A 17,986-nucleotide genomic window follows, 5' to 3' on the forward strand; every position below is an offset into this window, starting at 1 on the left:
AGACCGGCGACGCGTCGCATGTACCGGTCGCTGTAACGTCTTCTTCCGTCCTGTGACATGAGAAACCGTACCTCCAAAAATCAGATCAGAATATTTCCAATCCAACTTTTGGGGTGCAGTTCAAACTGAATCACCCCTTCTTTTTCCCCTGTGCTTCTTTTTTATGAATGCGCAACGCATAATGCAATTGTGGCATAAAAGAAACCCCTCATGATTGATAAGTCAACGTTCGTTGACCGATACCGACAAACGTTGATGATTTCCGCAAACAGGAAACTCGGAACAGGCGTAATATACGCCCCAGCCATGCAAGCATGGCCGATTAGAATGACGTCCATGCTCGTTACCGGCATAGGCGATTTGTTAATCCTGTCGATCGTCCACACGCGCTTTGATGATTCTTCCGACCGCCTTGCTTCCCCACTCAACATGCCTAATGTTGACGATCTTTCCGGGCTGAAGACTGTAGAGTGCCACAGACTTTTCAACGCACACCGCATCCCCCTCCCCATCCGTTCGGGCGCAGGTACGTTTTCCTCAATTGACCCCATTTCGCCGCCGCCTGAGCCAGGGTTCGGCAATGTAGTTTCTCTCTGGCGCGTTTTGTGTATGTACGAACAGTTGCGGCGGAAATGTCGAGACGGTTGGAGATCTCATTCTGGTCGTATCCCCGCAATGTGAGTTCCAGAATCTGGATCTCCCTGGACCCAAGGTCCGGCTTGTCGGCAGGGTTTGAATGTGACGGATGGTCACACTCGCGTTGATGGCTATGGGCCGCCGTATCGAACGACACATTCCGGCATTGGGGCGGAGGGGACATCGTTCTCCCCCGTGCAAGCGTTCGGACCGCAGCCGCGATTTCCCTGATATCGGTCTTTCCGACAATGCCCTGGGCGCCGCATTCGGCGACTTCGGCAGCATACGATTCCAAAAGGTATGACGTAATTCCCAGCAATGCGACCCTGCCGTTATCGGCACGTATCGCACGACAGACCTCAGTCCCCCGCATATCATCAAGCGACATGTCCACGATCATGACATCAGGCGTTCCGCCCTTCAGGCAACGGGAGACCGCGTCCCTGCCTTTTCTCGCCACCCACGCCACCGACAATCCGTACCTGCGCTCGAGCAAGAACCGCAAAGCGCCGAGCACGATCGGATCGTTATCCACGATGGCGATGGAGATTTCACTACCCGTCACAGGTTCCATACCAATCACATATACATCCGGCATGTTTCGCCGCATCGAAGCGAATCTGAACGCCGGTTGAACAATCCCGTCGAGAGCCTTCCTCGGCAGGTGCATGCCGAACGTCCCTCGCTGACCGAACGGACCGAATGAACCGAACCAGCCGAACGGACCAAATCGGTCAAACCAGCTGAACCAGCCAAACCGGTCAAACGGCCCGAACCGATAGAGCGGACCGAGCCTGCCGCCCCCACGGCGAACATCCGATGACGAATCGAGCCGATCCATACAACGGTCCGGTGCGCGTTCCGCCGGTGACCGCCGAACGTAAGCCCTCAACGGCGACAGGACACCACAGGGAAAGGAAAAACCGATTCCCGTGGAATGTCCCGCATGTTTTGAAGGCCATCTCACGATTGTGTGTACATGCGTCTTCGAACCGACCCATTGCCACACCGTTTTTCCTTGAAATTCCAACGGACGAATCACTGTCCCACGACGCTAGGGTGCACACAATCGCAAAATAGCTCCGCGGTGAAACCATTTTCGCACCACACCCGACCGTTTTGAGTAAGGTCCACGCCGGTTTTCACGGCTCGCGGCTAGGAAGCCCGGGCCACGAGCCGGTTTACAGTTCGCACTGCCGTCCCTCGATCGGCACGTAGTCGCGCTGCGGCTCGCCGGTGTAGACCTGACGCGGGCGGCCGATCTTCGTGTTCGGGTCGGCCAGCATTTCGCGATACTGCGCGATCCATCCGGGGATGCGGCCCAGTGCGAACAATGTGGTGAACATGGCCGGGTCGAAGCCGATGGCGCGGTAGATCAGCCCCGTGTAGAAGTCGACGTTCGGATACAGGTGGCGCGAGACGAAATATTCGTCGTTGAGGGCGATGTCCTCCAATTCGGTGGCGACGTCGAAGAGGGCGCGCTCGTCGGCCGGCAGACGCTTCGTGTCCTCGCGGTCCATGATCTTTTCCAAATACTGGCGGGCGATGGCCGCGCGAGGATCGTACGACTTGTACACGCGGTGGCCGAGGCCTGAAATACGCTGGCCGTTCGCCTTGGCGTCCTCGACGAATTCGCGTACGGACTTGCCCGAATCGCGGATGGCCTTCAACTGGCGCAGCACCGCCTCGTTCGCCCCGCCATGCAGCGGTCCGGACAACGCATTGATGCCGGCCGCGATGGAGGAATACAGATTGGCATGCGCGCTGCCTGCGATGCGCACCACCGACGTTGAGCAGTTCTGCTCATGGTCGGCGTGGATGATCAGCAGGCGGCCCAGCGCGTGCACATACAGCGGGTCGGATTCGAACGGCTCGTACGGCACGGCGAAGCACATGCGCAGGAAGTCGTCGACGTAGCCGCGCGCATAATCCGGGTACAGCATCGGCTCATCGCGGCGACGGCGGAAAATATAGCTGACGATGGTGCGGACCTTCGCCATGATGATGACGGCGGCCTCGTCCAACTGGTCGGAATCCAACGAATCGGTGGTGTCCGGGTAGAACGTGGCGAGCGCGTTGACCGCGGAGGCGAGCACGCTCATCGGATGCGCGGTGCGGGGGAAGGAACCCATGAACGTGCGGAAATCCTCGCCGACCATCGTGCGATGGTTGACGTCGGCGCAGAAGGCTTCGAACTGCTGTCTGGTCGGCAGTTCGCCATGGCGCAGCAGCCATGCGACTTCGAGGAAGTCGGATTGCTCGCAAAGCTGTTCGATCGGGTAGCCGCGGTAGCGCAGGATGGAACGCTGCCCGTCGATGTACGTGATTTTCGATTCGCATTGCGCGGTGGTCAGGAAGCCCGGGTCGAGGGTGACCCAGCCGTCGTTGCGCAGGGAGGAGACGACGATGCCGTCCGCGCCGGATGTGGCCTTGACTACAGGCAGCGTGTATTCGCTGGAATCCACCTTGAGCTGGGCCATCGCCATATCGCATTCCTTTCGTCGTGCCTGCCGTAAGCAAAGTATCGTTCACTATAGGGCACATTCGTTTCACGGGATGTTGCCGTCTCAAAATGACGTTTTATATGCGGGCAGGATATGCGGACGGACTGGTGACGAACCGCTGATGAGCCGCTGGGACGGGGGACGGTATGGAAAAGCGGCATCGCGCCTCATATGGAAAGACGTAATGCCGCTTTGGATGGCTGCGGATGCGATTGCGCGCCCGTACGATGCGCGCAACCGTTTGGTCTCGCGCTAGTCGCGCACGGTCAGAATGATCGGGCCGTTTTCGGTGATGGCGATGGTGTGCTCGCTGTGCGCGCCGCGGGAGCCGTCCTGCGAGCGCAGCGTCCAGCCGTCCTTCGGATCCTGGTAGATCTCGTCGGTGGTCTTGAGGAACCACGGTTCGATGGCGATGACCAGGCCCGGGCGCAGGCGGTAGCCGTGATGGGCCTTGCCGTCGTTGGGAACATGCGGGTCGCCGTGCATGATGTGTCCGACGCCGTGCCCGCCGAATTCCAGATTGACCGGGTATCCGTAGGAGCGGGCCACGTCGCCGATGGCGCAGGAGATGTCACCGAGTCGATTGCCCGGCTGGGCCATTTCGATGGCGGCCGCAAGCGCCTCTTCGGTGCTCTTGATCAGGCGCAGGTCTTCCGGATCCTGCTTGTCGCCGACGATGAAGCTGATGGCGGAGTCCGCCACCCAGCCGTCCACGTTGATGGCGAGGTCGAGGCTGAGCAGGTCGCCGTCCTTCAGGTTGTAGTCATACGGTACGCCGTGCAGCACCGCGTCGTTGACGGAGGTGCAGATGTAGTGGGCGAACGGGCCGGTGCCGAAATCCGGGGCGTAATCCACATAGCAGGATTCGGCGCCCTTGCGGTCGATGATGCGCTTGTGCACGAATTCGTCGATTTCCAACAGATTGGTGCCGACTTTGGTGAATTCCTTGAGGTCACGCAGAATGCCGCCGACAAAACGTCCGGCCGGCTTCATCGCCTCGATTTCCTTTGGTGTCTTCAATTCGATCATGCTTCCACCCTACTTCGTGAGCTCTACTTCGTCGATGCCGTCCGTCGACGCCGGCGTCGAATCCTAACGCTTGGGCGTCTTGCCGAAGGTGAAGGCGCGGATCAAAGACGATATGCCCGTGATTATCAGCGCGATGCCGCCGAACATCACCAGCCATACGGTCGAGCTGACCGGCGAGCACAGCACGATGAGCCCGGCGATGATGGAGATCACCGCATACGGGATCGCCCATCCCGATCCCGAGGTGCGCCATGATTCGATCAGCGCCATCACGCCTTCGACCATCCATCCGAGCCCGACGACCATCGTGATGAGCAGGACGAGCGTCTGCGCGGAAACCACGGAATTCTTCAATACGACCACGCCGCCGACGGCCAGCAGCAGTCCCACGAGCACGTCGAGGACACGCCAGCCGCCCGGCAATCCGACTTCCACCAGCGCCATGATGATGCGGATCACGCCGGAGACGACGAAGTAGATGCCCAAGGCGACGGCCGCGACATGCAACGTGGCGCCGGGCCACAGCAATAGCGCCGCGCCGATCAGCAACGCCGCGACGCCGACCACGCCATAGACGACGCGGACCGCGTTCTTCGCACGTTGCGGCAGCATTTCCTCGATCAGCCGGAATGGATTCGAGAACAGACCGGACGGGCCGGCGCCACCATTCGGCGCGTATCCGGCGCCGTTGTTCGCGTACCCCGTTCCATACCCTTGGCCTTGACCGTTCCCATAGCCGGCCCCATAGCCGTTCTCGTACGGCGCCCCCTGGGGCTGGTCCGTCCCGTACTGCCACTGGCCCTGCGGCCCATACGGGTTCTGAGGATATGGCGCCTGGGCGTAGGGGCCCTGCCCGTAAGGGTTTTGCCGATCATACGGGTTCTGGGCGTAAGGCCCCTGCCGGGGATGGGGTCCTTGTCCGTATGCCTCCTGTCGTCCTTGCTGTTCCTGGGGCTGTCCCGACGCGCCCCATTCCGGCTGGTTCCATCCGTTCTGCCGATTCATGCCGCCCTGTCGTCCGTCGTCATATCCACGGTCCTGGCTATCCGCGCCATTGCCGATATCGTCTGTCATCATCGCTCCTTACATGCCTGCATGCGGCCGGCCTCGGCCTTTTCACGATGGCTGAGGTCCGGTCCGCGCCCAAACCCCAATGTAGGCGCCCTACCCTGTCGTTCCCGGCAAGATTCATGCATGTTCGCTGTGAAGCGCCTGCATGGACGGGAATTGTCACCAAACGCGGATAGTGTAAAGCCATGAATACAACCCTGACTTCGGGCATCGATCCGGCATCGTTCTCCGCCGTGACTTCCGCCTCCACTGATTTGTTCCGCTATGTCAACGGTCCCTGGATCGATATGTACCGTCTTCCCGACGACCGTTCCCGTTATGGCTCCTTCGACAAGCTCGCCGAGGACGCCGAAAGCCAGATTCGAGACATCCTCGAAGACGCCGACTGTTCTGCGACCAAATCGCAGGCGCTGTATCGCAGCTTCCTCGACGTCGATGCGATCGAACGGGCCGGACTGACCCCTATCGCGGATGCGTTGAAGGCCATCGACGAAGCCGACTGCAAGGCCACGCTGACTCGCGTGCTTGGCTCGTTGAATCCGACCGGAGGCCCCGATCTGCTGGGCATCGCGATCTACGGCGATCCGGGAGACCCGGACAACAACATCGTGCATATCGAGCAGGCCGGCCTGGGGCTTCCCGATGAGGCGTATTACCGCGAAGACCATTATGCGCCGATTCGCGAAGCGTACGTCGACATGGTGGCCCGTCAGTTGAGGAACGCGCATTACGCCGATTCCGAAGACGAGGCCGTCGCTGACGCAAGGCGTCTGCTGGATGTGGAGACGCGCATCGCCGACGCGCATTGGGATAACGTCGCCACTCGAGATTCGCAGAAGACGTATAACCCCGTCGATTTCGACGAACTTGCCGAGATGCTCGCCGACTTCGACATCGTGGCTTGGGTCGACGCCTGGCAGGCCGCATATGACGCGACCGAAGCCGCTTCCAGCCAACCGGTCGATTTCAAGGGCGCACTGTCCCGCGTGATCGTTCATGAGCCGAGCTTCCTGACCGGTTTGAACGCTTTGTGGAAGAACGTGGAGCTGGATGATCTGAAGCTGTGGGCCCGCGTTCATACGATCGTCGGCTCCACGCTGGTGCTGCCGCACGAATTCGACGAAACGAATTTCGACTTCTACGGCAAAGTGCTGTCGGGCCAGAAGAAGCAGCGCGACCGCTGGAAGCGCGCGGTTTCGCTGGTCAATGGCGTCTGCGGCGAGGATGTCGGCCGTGAGTATGTGAAGCGTCATTTCCCCGAGTCCTCGAAGCACCGCATGGAAGAACTCGTGGCCAATCTGATCGAAGCGTACCGTGTGTCGATCTCCAATTCCGATTGGCTTGGAGAAGGCACCAAGGCGAAGGCGTTGGAGAAGCTGTCGAAGTTCGTGCCGAAGATCGGGTATACGGACCATTGGCGCGATTACGCCGCGCTGAACGTGCGCGCGGACGCCGGTCTGGCCGCGAACATGCGCGCCGCCAACCTGTATGAGACCGGATACCAGCTGTCGAAGGCCGGCAAGCCGGTCGACAGGGACGAGTGGCTGATGAATCCGCAGACCGTGAACGCCTACTATGAGCCGACCATGAACGTGATCGTGTTCCCGGCCGCGATCCTGCAGCCGCCGTTCTTCAATCCCGAGGCCGAGGACGCCGCGAACTACGGCGGCATCGGCGCGGTGATCGGCCATGAGATCGGGCACGGTTTCGATGACCAGGGCGCCCAGTATGACGGCGACGGCAGGCTGCATGACTGGTGGACCGAAGACGACAAGAAGAACTTCGAAGCCCGCACGAAGGCGCTGATCGAACAGTACGACGCGTTCGTGCCGGTGCAGCTGGCCGAGAAGTATGCCGACGACCCCGACAAGGCCCCGCACGTGAACGGCGCGCTGACGATCGGCGAGAACATCGGCGATCTGGGCGGCGTGAACATCGCGCTCAAGGCCTACGCATTCGCTCTCGACAAGGCGGCCGGCCGCGAAGTCGACGGTTCGCCCGAAGCCATTGAGGCCTCGCTCGACACCGCTCCGGAAATGGACGGATTCACCGGCCTGCAGCGTTTCTTCCTGAACTATGCCTCCATCTGGCGTACGAAGAACCGCGACGAACTCGCGGAGCAATATCTGCAGATCGACCCGCACTCCCCCGCCGAATGCCGGACCAACGGCATCGCCAGCAACGTGGACCTGTTCTACAAGGCGTTCGACGTGCAGCCGGGCGACGGCATGTGGCTTGACCCCGATCAGCGCGTACGCATCTGGTAGCGACGGTTTCGTCATGGCCCGCCGTTCCCGGTCGTCATAACCGTCGTATCGGACCGATCAGAACGGCGGGCCGTCATCACCGTCGTATTCCGACAGTCCGTCGGATGCGGCGGTTTCATTATGTTCGGAGTTATTCCGGTCTCCGCCCCCAGCCGAAGCCGACATGGCGGCATTGACCTGTTCCACGGCCATATCATGGTCCGCAGCGACCTCCTCATGCACGGGAACGCTCTCGTTGACGGCGTCGGAAACAACTGCGGCCCCTTCATCATGGACCGTGATCTCCACCGGCATGACCCCGGCAGCGCCGTTCGCGGCAGCCGGCGGCACATTCGGCATATTCGCCGTGTTCACGGCAACGTCTTCATCATCCCGCTCCCGGTCGTTCTCATTCCTGGCGTTCCTGCTCTGCTTTTCCGTCCACCTGCGCAGATATGTCGTGCCGTAATTCAGATCATGGCCGACGCTGCTGGCTTCCAACACCGTTCTTGAACGCATTTCGCCCTGCTCGTTCGCCCACACTTCGGTGCTGAGCACGCCCGTGACGATGGCCGCATCGCCCTTGTTCAACGATTGGCATACGTTCGACGACAATGTGCGGTAGCTTTTCACCGTGATCCATGTGGTCGGAAGGTCCTTCCAGGTCTGCGTACGCTGGTCGAAATAGCTTCGCGTGCTTGCCAGCCTGAACCTGCTCGCATGTGGCATGCCGTTCCTGTTGTACTGTTCAGGCTTGTTGCCTACAAAACCCGTTATGGTCACTATCGCCTGCTGCTGTGCCATGATAACCGCCTTCGACTCGTCGTTGAGATTCGCTATGTTGCCCACGGAAGCACGGAAACGGAAAACGTCACATCAACGGGTGTGAGGGGTCGATCTATTCGATGTTCGAATTCTCCGTTCCGGCTTCCGCGATATCACCACTATCAGGGCATTCGCTTCCCGGCACAAGGCCGAACGGGCCTTGTGGACGAATGGACGATTCCGCCGGCGTGTTGTGGATAGTGTGTGGACTGTTTTTACTTATCCACAATGCAGAAGGCGACTCCGCCCAGCGGACGGAATCGCCTCCATATCAATCAATCGCGGCATCCATGACCGCTAGGAAACGGCGTTTCACGCCGTTTCAGGCCAGCAGTACCGACAGACGGCCGGCAATGGCCTTTGCGGCGTCGGCGACCGGCACGGCTTCGGAATTCTCGCCGTTACGGTCGCGCACTTCGATGGTGCCGTTGTTCACGGTGTCGCGGCCCGCGACGGCGATCAGCGGCACGCCGATCAGCTCGGCGTCCTTGAACTTGACGCCCGGAGAGACCTTCTTGCGATCGTCGTAAATCACCTCGACGCCATTCGCCTCAAGTTCGGAAACCAGCTTTTCGGCGGCCTCGAACGCGGCCTCGTCCTTGCCGGTGGCGACGACATGCACCTGCGCCGGAGCGACGACGGCCGGCCACGCCAAGCCCTTTTCGTCATGGTGCACTTCAGCCAGACAGGCGAGCACGCGGCTGACGCCGATGCCGTAGCAGCCCATCCAGACCGGAACGGTCTTGCCGTTCTGGTCGAGCACCTTCAGGTCAAGGGCCTTGGAATACTTCAGACCAAGCTGGAACACCTGACCGATCTCCACGCCGCGTTCGAAGCTCAGCGGACCGGAACCGTCCGGGCTCATGTCGCCATGGCGGACCTCCACGGCCTCCACGGTGCCGTCGGCCTCGAAATCACGGCCGTACACCGCATGGAAGCGGTGCTTGCCGGCTTCATCGCCGCCGATGATCCATTCGGAGCCACGGGCGACGTGCGCGTCGATGAAGAAGCGGACCGGCTCGGCCACGCCCGCGGCCTCGCCCTGCCTGCCGAACACCATCGGGCCCATGTAGCCGGCGACCATTTCCGGATGCCGCTTGAGGTCCTCCTCGGTGGATTCCTCCAGCTCGGACGGAGCGAACTGGGCTTCCAGACGCTTCATATCGACCTGACGGTCGCCCGGAATGGCGACGGCGATGACTTCACGCCACGGCTTGTCATGGTCGTCGTCTTCGGCATGCAGCACGGTGACGGCGACGGTCTTCAGCGTGTCGGCGGCGGTCCATTCGCGGCCGTCCTCACGCGGGTACAGGCGGTTGGCGGTGGCCACCAGATCTTCGATGGTCTTGGATTCCGGGGTGTCCAACGATTCCATGGCTGCGGTGGCGCCGCAATCGACTTCCGGCACCTCCGGAGTGGTCAGGGCTTCCACGTTCCAGGCCTTGCCGGACGGCGCCAGCGCGAACGTGTCCTCGCCGATCGGCATCGGGGCGAGGAACTCTTCGGAAGCGGAGCCGCCCATCGGGCCGGACATTGCGAACACCGGCACGTAATCCAGGTGCAGACGCTGGAAGATGCGTTCGTATGCGCCGCGCTCGTCCATATAGCACTGCTTCATGCCCTCTTCGTCCAGCGTGAACGAATAGGCGTCCTTCATCACGAATTCGCGTCCGCGCACAAGGCCTGCGCGCGGACGGAATTCGTCACGGTACTTGGTCTGGATCTGGTACAGGGTGACCGGCAGATCCTTGTAGGAGGAATACATGTCCTTGACCAGCAGGGTGAACATTTCCTCGTGCGTCGGCGCCAGCAGATAGTCGGCGTCGTGACGGTCCTTCAGACGGAACAGGTTCTCGCCGTACTCCTCCCAGCGGTGGGTCGCCTCATACGGCTCGCGCGGCAGCAGTGCCGGGAAATGCACTTCCTGGGCGCCGATGCCGTTCATCTCCTCACGGATGATGGCTTCGATCTTGTTGAGAACGTTCAAACCGAGCGGCAGCCAGGTCCAGATGCCGGGAGCGGTTTTGCGGATATAGCCGGCACGCTGCAGCAGCTTGGCGGAATCAACGTCGGCGTCGGCAGGGTCCTCGCGCAGGGTGCGCAGGAACATGGTGGACATACGAAGTGCTTTGGTCATATGCCCAAAATATTAGCGTTGGGGGACATTACCGCCCCTGCGCGCTCTCCTCGTCGACTTCGTCCTCCACCGCTTCCTCCAGCATCTCATGTTCGATGTCGAACGGAGGATACGCGTAGATGATCAGCATCAGCAGGCATCCGATCAGATACAGCGCATCCGCCAGCGGCACGATCGAAAAAAGCATCACGCTGTTGGGAATGAAGATGCCGACGCATACCAGCACAATGCCCGCGATCGGCAGGTAATACCACACCCAACGATGCCGTGCATTGGCCGCGTCCTTGCGTTTGACCGATTCGACATACATGGGCAGCACAAACAGCAGGCCGCCGATGATGGTGAGGATGTCGGTCAGCTTCACCGTGCCCCAGGCCGGCAGCGACGGCATGCCGAACATCAGGAATACCGCAAACAGGATAAGCAGACCGACCGCGGAGATCGCATACGACTTCATGTGCTTCATGTGCTTCATCATGCACCTCCAAATCCGCGAAACGGGTCTCCCCGCTTCGCCCGCACTCGTCATCGAGTACATCCAATGATAACGCCGCGCCATGCGCTTTCCCCGTAGCGAAGCGCCGTGATGCGGATCGTCGTTCAGAACAGGGCGGATTGGGCGAATTCACCGAATTCGCCCGCGTCCGGCATATCGGAACCGGCACCGACATCGAACAATTCAGGCTGGGCCTTGCGCTGCAGGAACGAGGAGGCGCCTTGGCCGGCAAGCTGCGCGCCGGCGGCGGCGGATTCGGCGCGCAGCCGCCCGTCGAGCAGCACCGCTTCCGGCGAGACGAGGAACATGCGCTCGTTGACGCCGCCCAGATACAGGCCGTCCAATCGTTCGACGCGCGACAATGCGACGTATCCCATGCCGGGCGCGAATGTGCGTCGCAGGTCCATGACCGCGCGGTCAAGCGTCATGCCCTGCGATTTGTGGATCGTGATCGCCCACGCGCAGCGCAGCGGCACCTGATTGACGGAGGCGAGCACGGTTTCGCCGTCCATCATCTCCCAGCAGTTCTGCTTCATCGTGACGATGTTGCCGTTTTCGAATTCGACGATCGGCCATCCGCCTTTGTTTTCCGGCGCGAATCCGCGCACCGTGCCGAGAGAGCCGTTGACGAACTGATGATCGGGATCGTTGCGCACCGCCATGACGGCCGCTCCGGTTTTCAGCACCAGCTTTTCCGGCGCAAGCATGTTCTTCTTCAAACGTTCCACAAGATTCGCCGGTCCTGCGGATTCGGCGTGGAATTCATGCGCTTCGCTGTGGATCTCGAACAGGCGCATGTCGTTAAGCGTGTCCGCCTGCCTGTTCACCGGGAACAGGTTGACGGCCTGCTGGCCCGGCTCAGGAAAAACGCCAAGCCTGGTCAGCAGCAGATCGCGGTCGGCGTCGTCCACGCGTCCTTCGCGGATATCGGTGAGCACACCGAGCAGCCGCCCGTCGTCCTGACGATGCTGTTCGGTCAGATAGCACACGACAGGCGACAATTCGTCCCACACCAGCGATTCGGTGATGAACCCCTCCGGATTGCGCCCCGCCTTCGCATAGCGTTCGCGGCTTGCGACGAATTCCGGCGAAGGCGCGATCAGGTCATGGTTCCTACCTGATACGCTGACCGGCGGCAATTGGAAGAAATCGCCCGACAGCACGACCTGAAGACCGCCGAACGGCCTTTCGTCATGCCGGACGCGCCGGCACACCTGATCGACCATGTCGAACAGCCAGGCGTGCATCATCGACACTTCGTCGATGATGAGGATGTCGGCGGCCTGCAGCTTGCGTTTACGACGTGCGCGAATGGTTTTGAGCAGATTGTCGCTCAGCGCGGTCGCCAGTCCGACGCCGCTCCACGAGTGGATGGTCTGCCCGTTGATATGCGTCGCCGCGATGCCGGTGGATGCGGTGACTGATACGGAGGTGCCGTCACGCCGCGCATCGGCGACGAATTCGTTCAGCACATATGTTTTGCCGGCACCGGGAGCGCCGGTGAGGAACACGTTCGCACCTGATTCGAGAATCGCCAGCGCTTCGGATTGGAGCATGTCAGCCGACCAGCCTGTCCACGACGCGCAGCACGCCATGTTCCACATTGGTCGGCGCGATGTAGCGCGCCGCCTCCTTCAGCCGCGGATGCGCGTTGCCCATGGCGAACGACCATTCGCCGGCCTCCAGCATCTCCAGATCGTTCAGGTAATCGCCGAACACCGCGGTCTGCGCCGCAGTGACGCCCAGATGCCGCTGCAAGGCCAGCACACCCTGCTTCTTGTCGACGTCGCGGTCCATGATATCGACCCAATGCGCACCGGAGACGACGACCTGATAATCGTCCGCCAACGGCAGGAACAAGTCGTTCGTGGTCGATTCCGCGTCACCGAAATCAAAAATCGCCAGCTTGAGGATCTCATCCTTTTCCGGAATGCCGGCCAGCACGTCGTACAGGTCCGGCACGACGCTCAGCGCGGCGTAGTATTTGCCGCATTCGGCGACGAAAGCCTCATCGTCGCGCTGCACGTACGCCGTTTTCAGGCCGCACACGACCAGTCCCGCATCATGGCGTCCGCCCGCGACGGCGTCGTCGACCAGGTCGATGACGCGACGGGTGACGTCGACGTCGACGCCGTGCGTTTCGACGACGACGCCGTCGACGGCCACGACATTGCCGTTTTCCGCAATGTAGGACAGGCCGTCCGCCTTTTGGGAGAACATGTTGCGCAGCGTCGCATACTGACGGCCGGATGCGGGCACGAATTCGATGCCGGCGGCGCGCAGCCTGTCCATCATCTCCCAAAAACCTTCCGGTATCCGGCTTTGGCCGTCGAGCAGGGTGCCGTCCATGTCGGCGACCACAAGACGGATGTCCTGCGGGCCTTCGATGGCGGTCCAATCAAGTGCGGTCATGCCCGTCCTTTCCGTGTTTCAGGTCTTCGATGCCTTCGATGTCTGCGATGCCGGCACCGATTCCATGATTCCGACGCCGGCGGCGTATGCGCTTCGTTTCAGTGCGCGATGCTGGTCGCCGAGATGTCGTCGGCGATCGCCTTCGCCTCGGCGGCGTCCGGGCCGGGGGCCGGCGCCATGAAGGCCTTGCGGTAGTAGCGCAGCTCATCCAAGGATTCGATGATGTCCGCCAGCGCACGGTGTCCGCCGTTCTTCGGCGGACGGTTCTCGTATACGGCCGGATACCAGCGGCGCGCCAATTCCTTCAGCGTGCTCACGTCGACGACGCGATAATGCAGGTGGCTCATCAGCCCCGGCATGTAATGGTCAAGGAACTTCTTGTCCGAACCGATCGAATTGCCGGCCAGCAGCGGGCGCACGCCCTGCGGCGTGAAGCGGGCCACGTATTCGGTCACCTTCGCTTCGGCCTCTTCGAGGCTCAGGCCATGCTCCCATTCATCGATCAGTCCGGAGCGCGTATGCATGTCGCGCACGAAATCGTTCATATGCGCCACCGCCGCATCGGACGGCTTGATCACGTAATCGATGCCTTCATCGAGCACGTTCAGATCGAAGTCGGTCGGCACGACGGAGATCTCCACCAATTCGTCGCCGCCGAAGATATCCAGCCCCGTCATCTCGCAGTCGATCCAGATCAGGCGTGAATCCTTCGCCGTATACGTTTCGCCATCATGCGCGTCAACCATCGTCAGCCTCGTTTCTGCATTCGCCTACCGGCATGCGCCGGCTTGTGTGACCTGTATGAAGCCTACCATCGCCGTTGCCCGGCAATACGAAGGCGAGGCCTGAAACCGGAGTTCCAGGCCTCGCCTCAGATGATCCATACGATCGATACGGCTGATGGGACCTCACGGTCGCATCAGTCCGTGCGGATCAGCCGCGGCCCGTGTAGTTCGGGGCTTCGGCGGTCATCACGATGTCGTGCGGATGGGATTCGCGCAGACCCGCGTCGGTGATGCGGATGAAGCGGCCCTTTTCCGGCATTTCGGCGATGTTGTGCGCGCCGATGTAGAACATCGACTGGTGCAGGCCGCCGATCATCTGGTACAGCACGGCGTTCAGCGAGCCGCGGTACGGGACTTCGCCTTCGACGCCTTCCGGAATGACCTTGTCGTTGGACGTGACGTCGGCCTGGAAGTAGCGGTCCTTGGAGTAGCTCTTCTTGCCGCGCGGAGCCATGGCGCCCAGGGAGCCCATGCCGCGGTACAGCTTGTACTGCTTGCCGTGCAGCAGGACCTTCTCGCCCGGAGCCTCCTCGCAGCCGGCCAGGGTGCCGCCGAGCATGACGGAGCTGGCGCCGGCGACCAGAGCCTTGGCGATGTCGCCGGAGTAGTGGATGCCGCCATCGGCGATGCACGGCACGCCGGCGGCGCGGCAGGCCTGAGCGGCCTCATAGACCGCGGTCAGCTGCGGAACGCCGACGCCCGCGACCACGCGGGTGGTGCAGATGGAGCCCGGGCCGACGCCGACCTTGACCGCGTCGACGCCGGCGTCGATCATGGCCTGAGCGCCCTGGCGGGTGGCGATGTTGCCGCCGATGATGTCAACGCCCTTGAAGGCCGGATCGGACTTGATGCGACGGATCATGTCGAGGGCCAGCTTGGCTTCGCCGTTGGCGGTGTCGACGACGAGAACGTCGACGCCGGCCTCCATCAGTGCGGAGGCGCGCTGCCAGGCGTCGCCGAGGAAGCCGATGCCCGCTGCGACGCGCAGACGGCCCTGCTCGTCCTTGGTGGCGTCCGGGTACTGTTCGGTCTTGACGAAGTCCTTGACGGTGATCAGACCGGTCAGGTGGCCTTCGGAGTCGACCAGCGGCAGCTTTTCGACCTTGTTCTTGGCCAGCAGGTCGTGGGCGTCTTCCTTGGAGATGTTGGACGGGCCGGTGATCAGGTTCTCCTTGGTCATCACGTCGCGCACCTTGAGGTGGTCGTAATCCTCGGAGGCGATGAAACGCATGTCGCGATTGGTGATGATGCCGACGAGCTTGTTGTCCTTGTCGACGACCGGCAGGCCGGAGATATGGAAACGGCCGCACAGCTTGTCGAGATCGGCAAGCGTGACGTCCGGGTTGACGGTCAGCGGATCGGTGATCATGCCGGATTCGCTGCGCTTGACGATATCGACCTGGGCGGCCTGATCGTCGATGGACAGGTTGCGATGCAGCACGCCGATACCGCCGTTACGGGCCATGGCGATGGCCATTTCGGATTCGGTGACGGTATCCATGGCGGCGGAGATCGCCGGAACCTTCATGGTGATGTTGCGCGTCAGATGCGTGGTGGTGTCCACTTCGGACGGAATGACGTCGGTTTCGTTCGGCAGCAGCAGCACATCGTCATAGGCGAGGCCAAGCTGGGAGAAAATCGGCGGAAGCGGTGCATACTGGGATTGAGCGTTCATATCGGTTGTAACCATAGGCCCACTATATGAGTGCGTGCTGACGAAACGACACGGACAATGCTATGGCCGTCGTGTCGCATATCGCCACTCGGATACGCGGGGAACATCACACCGACGATGCTGACGTTTCCGGCCTGTCCGTCATCCGCTTATCACTTGTCCGCCGTTTTTCCGACGGATTTCGCGGACGACTTCGCAGACGCTTTTCCCGCTGATTCCGCAGCGGGATCGTTCGCATGCTTCGCCGCTTCCAGCATCGCGTTTTCCTCACGGATTTCCGGCAGCCGACGCCGCAGATACGGATACATCGTCGCCGCGGCAAGCAGCGCCGCCGCGACAACGAATCCGATGGCGACATATTGGATTTCGAAGAACAGCACCATGATCGACCCGAATGCGATCAAAGCCGCCCATCCCCACAGGATCAGCACCGCCCCGCGCACCGAATGGCCGATGCGCAGCATGCGGTGATGCAGGTGCATACGGTCCGGATGCATCGGCGACTGGCCTTTGCGCACGCGCCGCACGATCGCCATGCACATGTCCAGCACAGGCAGGAACAGCACCAGGATCGGCAGCAGGATCGGCATGAACACCGGCAGGTAGATGCTGGCATGGATGGAGGCCGGATCCAAGCGTCCCGTCATCACGATCGACGCGCAGGTAATCAGATATCCCAGCAGCATCGAGCCGGAATCACCCATGAACAGTTTCGCGGGATGCCAGTTGTGCAGAATGAATCCGACGCACATGCCGACCATCGCAATGTCGATCAGCGTCGCCATCGACGCGTATGACGGCGAATTGCGGGCGATGATATACGAATAGATCGCGAACGCGATACCGCCGATCGCGACGATGCCTGATGCCAGACCGTCAAGACCATCCACAAAATTGACGGCGTTGATCGAAGCGACGATCAAAAACGCCGTGATCGTGATGGAAATGCTGGGCGACGCCGCCACAAGCGACCCCAACGGCAAGGAGATGATCTGCAGGCCGCCCCACGCGACGAATACCGAGATCAGCAGCTGCCCCGCCATTTTCAGCATCCAATCGAGATCCCACAGGTCATCGGCCATGCCGAGCAGGCAGATCATGATGGCGCCGGCAAGAATCACCCACGCCTGGTACGTGTCGGTGAACAGGCCTTGTATGAATGGGATGCGGCAGGCGAACAGCATGGCGACGGTGAATCCGATCAGCATGCCGAGACCGCCCATGCGCGGCGTCGGAATCGTATGCACGTCGCGTGCGCGCACTTTGCCGACCGCTCCGATATGGATGGCCAGATGGCGGATCAGCGGGGTGATCAGATAGGTGGCGCCGCCTGCGATCGCGGCAATGAATAGGTAGACTCTCATGCGCCGAGTGCACCGCCGTTCATGGTCAGGGCTTTGCGGATGACGGATTCGCGGATCATTCCTTCGCGCAGGATCTCGATGCCGTCGCGCGCGAGCGGATTCGCCGCGACGACGGTGCTGGCGACATGGCCTTGCGTCGGCCCGCCGTCCAGATACAGATCGACGGCGTCGCCGAAGGCGGCCACCGCCTCTTCGACGGTCTGCGCGCTTTCATTGCCGGAAAGGTTGGCGCTGGACGCCGCCAACGGGCCGGTTGCGCGCAGTATGCGCAGGCATGCGGCGGAATTCGGAATGCGGACGCCTTGTGTGGCCTCGCCGCCGTTCGGATCGCGATGCAATGTGGCCAGCGAGCAGTTTTCGCGGGCGACGGCGATCGGCGAGAATGCGCCGGGGAGGAATTGCGCCGCGAGACGATTCAACGGGACCGGCAGGTCGAGCCGGAGTCCTTCCAGATCGTCGACGGAGGCGAGAAGAACCTGCAATGATTTGAATTTCGGACGATGTTTCGCTTCGTAGATGCTGCGGATCGCGTCGATGTTGCGCGGATCGCAGCAGATGCCGTACACGGTGTCGGTCGGGATGACGATCAGGCCGCCGTCCCGGATGATTGCCTTGGCTTGGGCGAGGGAATCGTCGTCAATGGCTTGTACCAGACTCATGCTTCCTCCTTTATATACATAGCCTACTATTGCATCATTGCGCCCAGACGCCGGTCGCCACGCCGAAAATCACGGCGGCCGCATATCCGCATGCCGCCGCCGCGCCGTGGCCGCATGCGATAGGCATATGCGATGGCTGCGCATAAT

The 17,986-nt window shown here is 61.4% G+C and carries 14 protein-coding genes; 1 reads left to right on the forward strand and 13 read right to left on the reverse strand.

The genetic code is table 11. The annotated features are described in order from the left end of the window. Positions 1-484: 484 nt before the first annotated feature. The 4 genes from AC1AX7_RS07775 to AC1AX7_RS07790 form a co-directional block, all read right to left on the reverse strand. Positions 485-1,477, reverse strand: coding sequence for a response regulator transcription factor (locus AC1AX7_RS07775; RefSeq protein WP_476509522.1), 993 nt, complete (start codon positions 1,475-1,477; stop codon positions 485-487). Positions 1,478-1,817: 340 nt separating this feature from the next. Then, positions 1,818-3,122 (reverse strand): citrate synthase, encoded by a 1,305-nt coding sequence (locus tag AC1AX7_RS07780; RefSeq protein ID WP_476509523.1) that lies wholly within the window; start codon positions 3,120-3,122, stop codon positions 1,818-1,820. Between the two features lie 270 nt (positions 3,123-3,392). Continuing rightward, complete coding sequence (gene map, locus AC1AX7_RS07785) at positions 3,393-4,169, reverse strand: type I methionyl aminopeptidase (RefSeq protein ID WP_476509524.1); 777 nt, start codon at positions 4,167-4,169, stop codon at positions 3,393-3,395. A gap of 63 nt (positions 4,170-4,232) precedes the next feature. Further along, complete coding sequence (locus AC1AX7_RS07790; protein ID WP_476509525.1) at positions 4,233-5,246, reverse strand: HdeD family acid-resistance protein; 1,014 nt, start codon at positions 5,244-5,246, stop codon at positions 4,233-4,235. A 179-nt stretch (positions 5,247-5,425) separates the two neighbouring features. Here AC1AX7_RS07790 and AC1AX7_RS07795 point away from each other — a divergent pair, with 179 nt between their 5' ends. Continuing rightward, positions 5,426-7,507, forward strand: a complete 2,082-nt coding sequence (locus AC1AX7_RS07795) for a M13 family metallopeptidase (RefSeq protein ID WP_476509526.1) — start codon at positions 5,426-5,428, stop codon at positions 7,505-7,507. Between the two features lie 57 nt (positions 7,508-7,564). Here AC1AX7_RS07795 and AC1AX7_RS07800 read toward each other — a convergent pair whose 3' ends face one another. The 9 genes from AC1AX7_RS07800 to AC1AX7_RS07840 all read right to left on the reverse strand — a co-directional run bounded on the left by AC1AX7_RS07800 (position 7,565) and on the right by AC1AX7_RS07840 (position 17,839). Then, positions 7,565-8,290, reverse strand: a complete 726-nt coding sequence (locus AC1AX7_RS07800) for a single-stranded DNA-binding protein (RefSeq protein WP_476509527.1) — start codon at positions 8,288-8,290, stop codon at positions 7,565-7,567. A 343-nt stretch (positions 8,291-8,633) separates the two neighbouring features. Next, the gene (locus tag AC1AX7_RS07805) at positions 8,634-10,430 is read right to left on the reverse strand and encodes a proline--tRNA ligase (RefSeq protein ID WP_476509528.1); all 1,797 of its coding nucleotides are present in this window, start codon (positions 10,428-10,430) and stop codon (positions 8,634-8,636) included. Between the two features lie 46 nt (positions 10,431-10,476). Beyond that, entirely contained in the window at positions 10,477-10,926 is a 450-nt protein-coding gene (locus tag AC1AX7_RS07810) for a permease (protein WP_476509529.1), read from the reverse strand. A 122-nt stretch (positions 10,927-11,048) separates the two neighbouring features. Beyond that, entirely contained in the window at positions 11,049-12,500 is a 1,452-nt protein-coding gene (locus AC1AX7_RS07815) for a PIF1 family DEAD/DEAH box helicase (RefSeq protein WP_476509596.1), read from the reverse strand. Position 12,501: 1 nt separating this feature from the next. Continuing rightward, positions 12,502-13,356, reverse strand: a complete 855-nt coding sequence (locus AC1AX7_RS07820; RefSeq protein ID WP_476509530.1) for a Cof-type HAD-IIB family hydrolase — start codon at positions 13,354-13,356, stop codon at positions 12,502-12,504. 98 nt (positions 13,357-13,454) lie between these two features. Then, positions 13,455-14,102, reverse strand: a complete 648-nt coding sequence (gene orn, locus AC1AX7_RS07825; protein ID WP_476509531.1) for an oligoribonuclease — start codon at positions 14,100-14,102, stop codon at positions 13,455-13,457. Positions 14,103-14,289: 187 nt separating this feature from the next. Further along, on the reverse strand, positions 14,290-15,831 hold the full coding sequence (gene guaB / locus AC1AX7_RS07830; RefSeq protein WP_476509532.1) for an IMP dehydrogenase: 1,542 nt from the start codon (positions 15,829-15,831) through the stop codon (positions 14,290-14,292). Positions 15,832-15,968: 137 nt separating this feature from the next. Beyond that, on the reverse strand, positions 15,969-17,180 hold the full coding sequence (locus AC1AX7_RS07835) for an MraY family glycosyltransferase (protein WP_476509533.1): 1,212 nt from the start codon (positions 17,178-17,180) through the stop codon (positions 15,969-15,971). Next, a complete protein-coding gene (locus tag AC1AX7_RS07840) occupies positions 17,177-17,839 on the reverse strand; it encodes an L-threonylcarbamoyladenylate synthase (RefSeq protein WP_476509534.1) in 663 nt (220 codons plus the stop codon). Before AC1AX7_RS07840 ends, AC1AX7_RS07835 begins: the two co-directional genes overlap by 4 nt. Positions 17,840-17,986 lie beyond the last annotated feature (147 nt).

The sequence above is a fragment of the Bifidobacterium sp. LH_449 genome (assembly GCF_056356755.1).

Bases quoted from the DNA above. Each gene is read 5' to 3' on its own strand.
- orn (WP_476509531.1), bottom strand. From the start codon at position 14,102: ATGGTTGACGCGCATGATGGCGAAACGTATACGGCGAAGGATTCACGC.
- map (WP_476509524.1), bottom strand. From the start codon at position 4,169: ATGATCGAATTGAAGACACCAAAGGAAATCGAGGCGATGAAGCCGGCC.
- AC1AX7_RS07790 (WP_476509525.1), bottom strand. From the start codon at position 5,246: ATGATGACAGACGATATCGGCAATGGCGCGGATAGCCAGGACCGTGGA.
- guaB (WP_476509532.1), bottom strand. From the start codon at position 15,831: ATGGTTACAACCGATATGAACGCTCAATCCCAGTATGCACCGCTTCCG.
- AC1AX7_RS07805 (WP_476509528.1), bottom strand. From the start codon at position 10,430: ATGTCCACCATGTTCCTGCGCACCCTGCGCGAGGACCCTGCCGACGCC.
- AC1AX7_RS07810 (WP_476509529.1), bottom strand. From the start codon at position 10,926: ATGATGAAGCACATGAAGCACATGAAGTCGTATGCGATCTCCGCGGTC.
- AC1AX7_RS07820 (WP_476509530.1), bottom strand. From the start codon at position 13,356: ATGACCGCACTTGATTGGACCGCCATCGAAGGCCCGCAGGACATCCGT.
- AC1AX7_RS07840 (WP_476509534.1), bottom strand. From the start codon at position 17,839: ATGAGTCTGGTACAAGCCATTGACGACGATTCCCTCGCCCAAGCCAAG.
- AC1AX7_RS07795 (WP_476509526.1), top strand. From the start codon at position 5,426: ATGAATACAACCCTGACTTCGGGCATCGATCCGGCATCGTTCTCCGCC.
- AC1AX7_RS07835 (WP_476509533.1), bottom strand. From the start codon at position 17,180: ATGAGAGTCTACCTATTCATTGCCGCGATCGCAGGCGGCGCCACCTAT.
- AC1AX7_RS07800 (WP_476509527.1), bottom strand. From the start codon at position 8,290: ATGGCACAGCAGCAGGCGATAGTGACCATAACGGGTTTTGTAGGCAAC.
- AC1AX7_RS07775 (WP_476509522.1), bottom strand. From the start codon at position 1,477: ATGGATCGGCTCGATTCGTCATCGGATGTTCGCCGTGGGGGCGGCAGG.
- AC1AX7_RS07815 (WP_476509596.1), bottom strand. From the start codon at position 12,500: ATGCTCCAATCCGAAGCGCTGGCGATTCTCGAATCAGGTGCGAACGTG.
- AC1AX7_RS07780 (WP_476509523.1), bottom strand. From the start codon at position 3,122: ATGGCGATGGCCCAGCTCAAGGTGGATTCCAGCGAATACACGCTGCCT.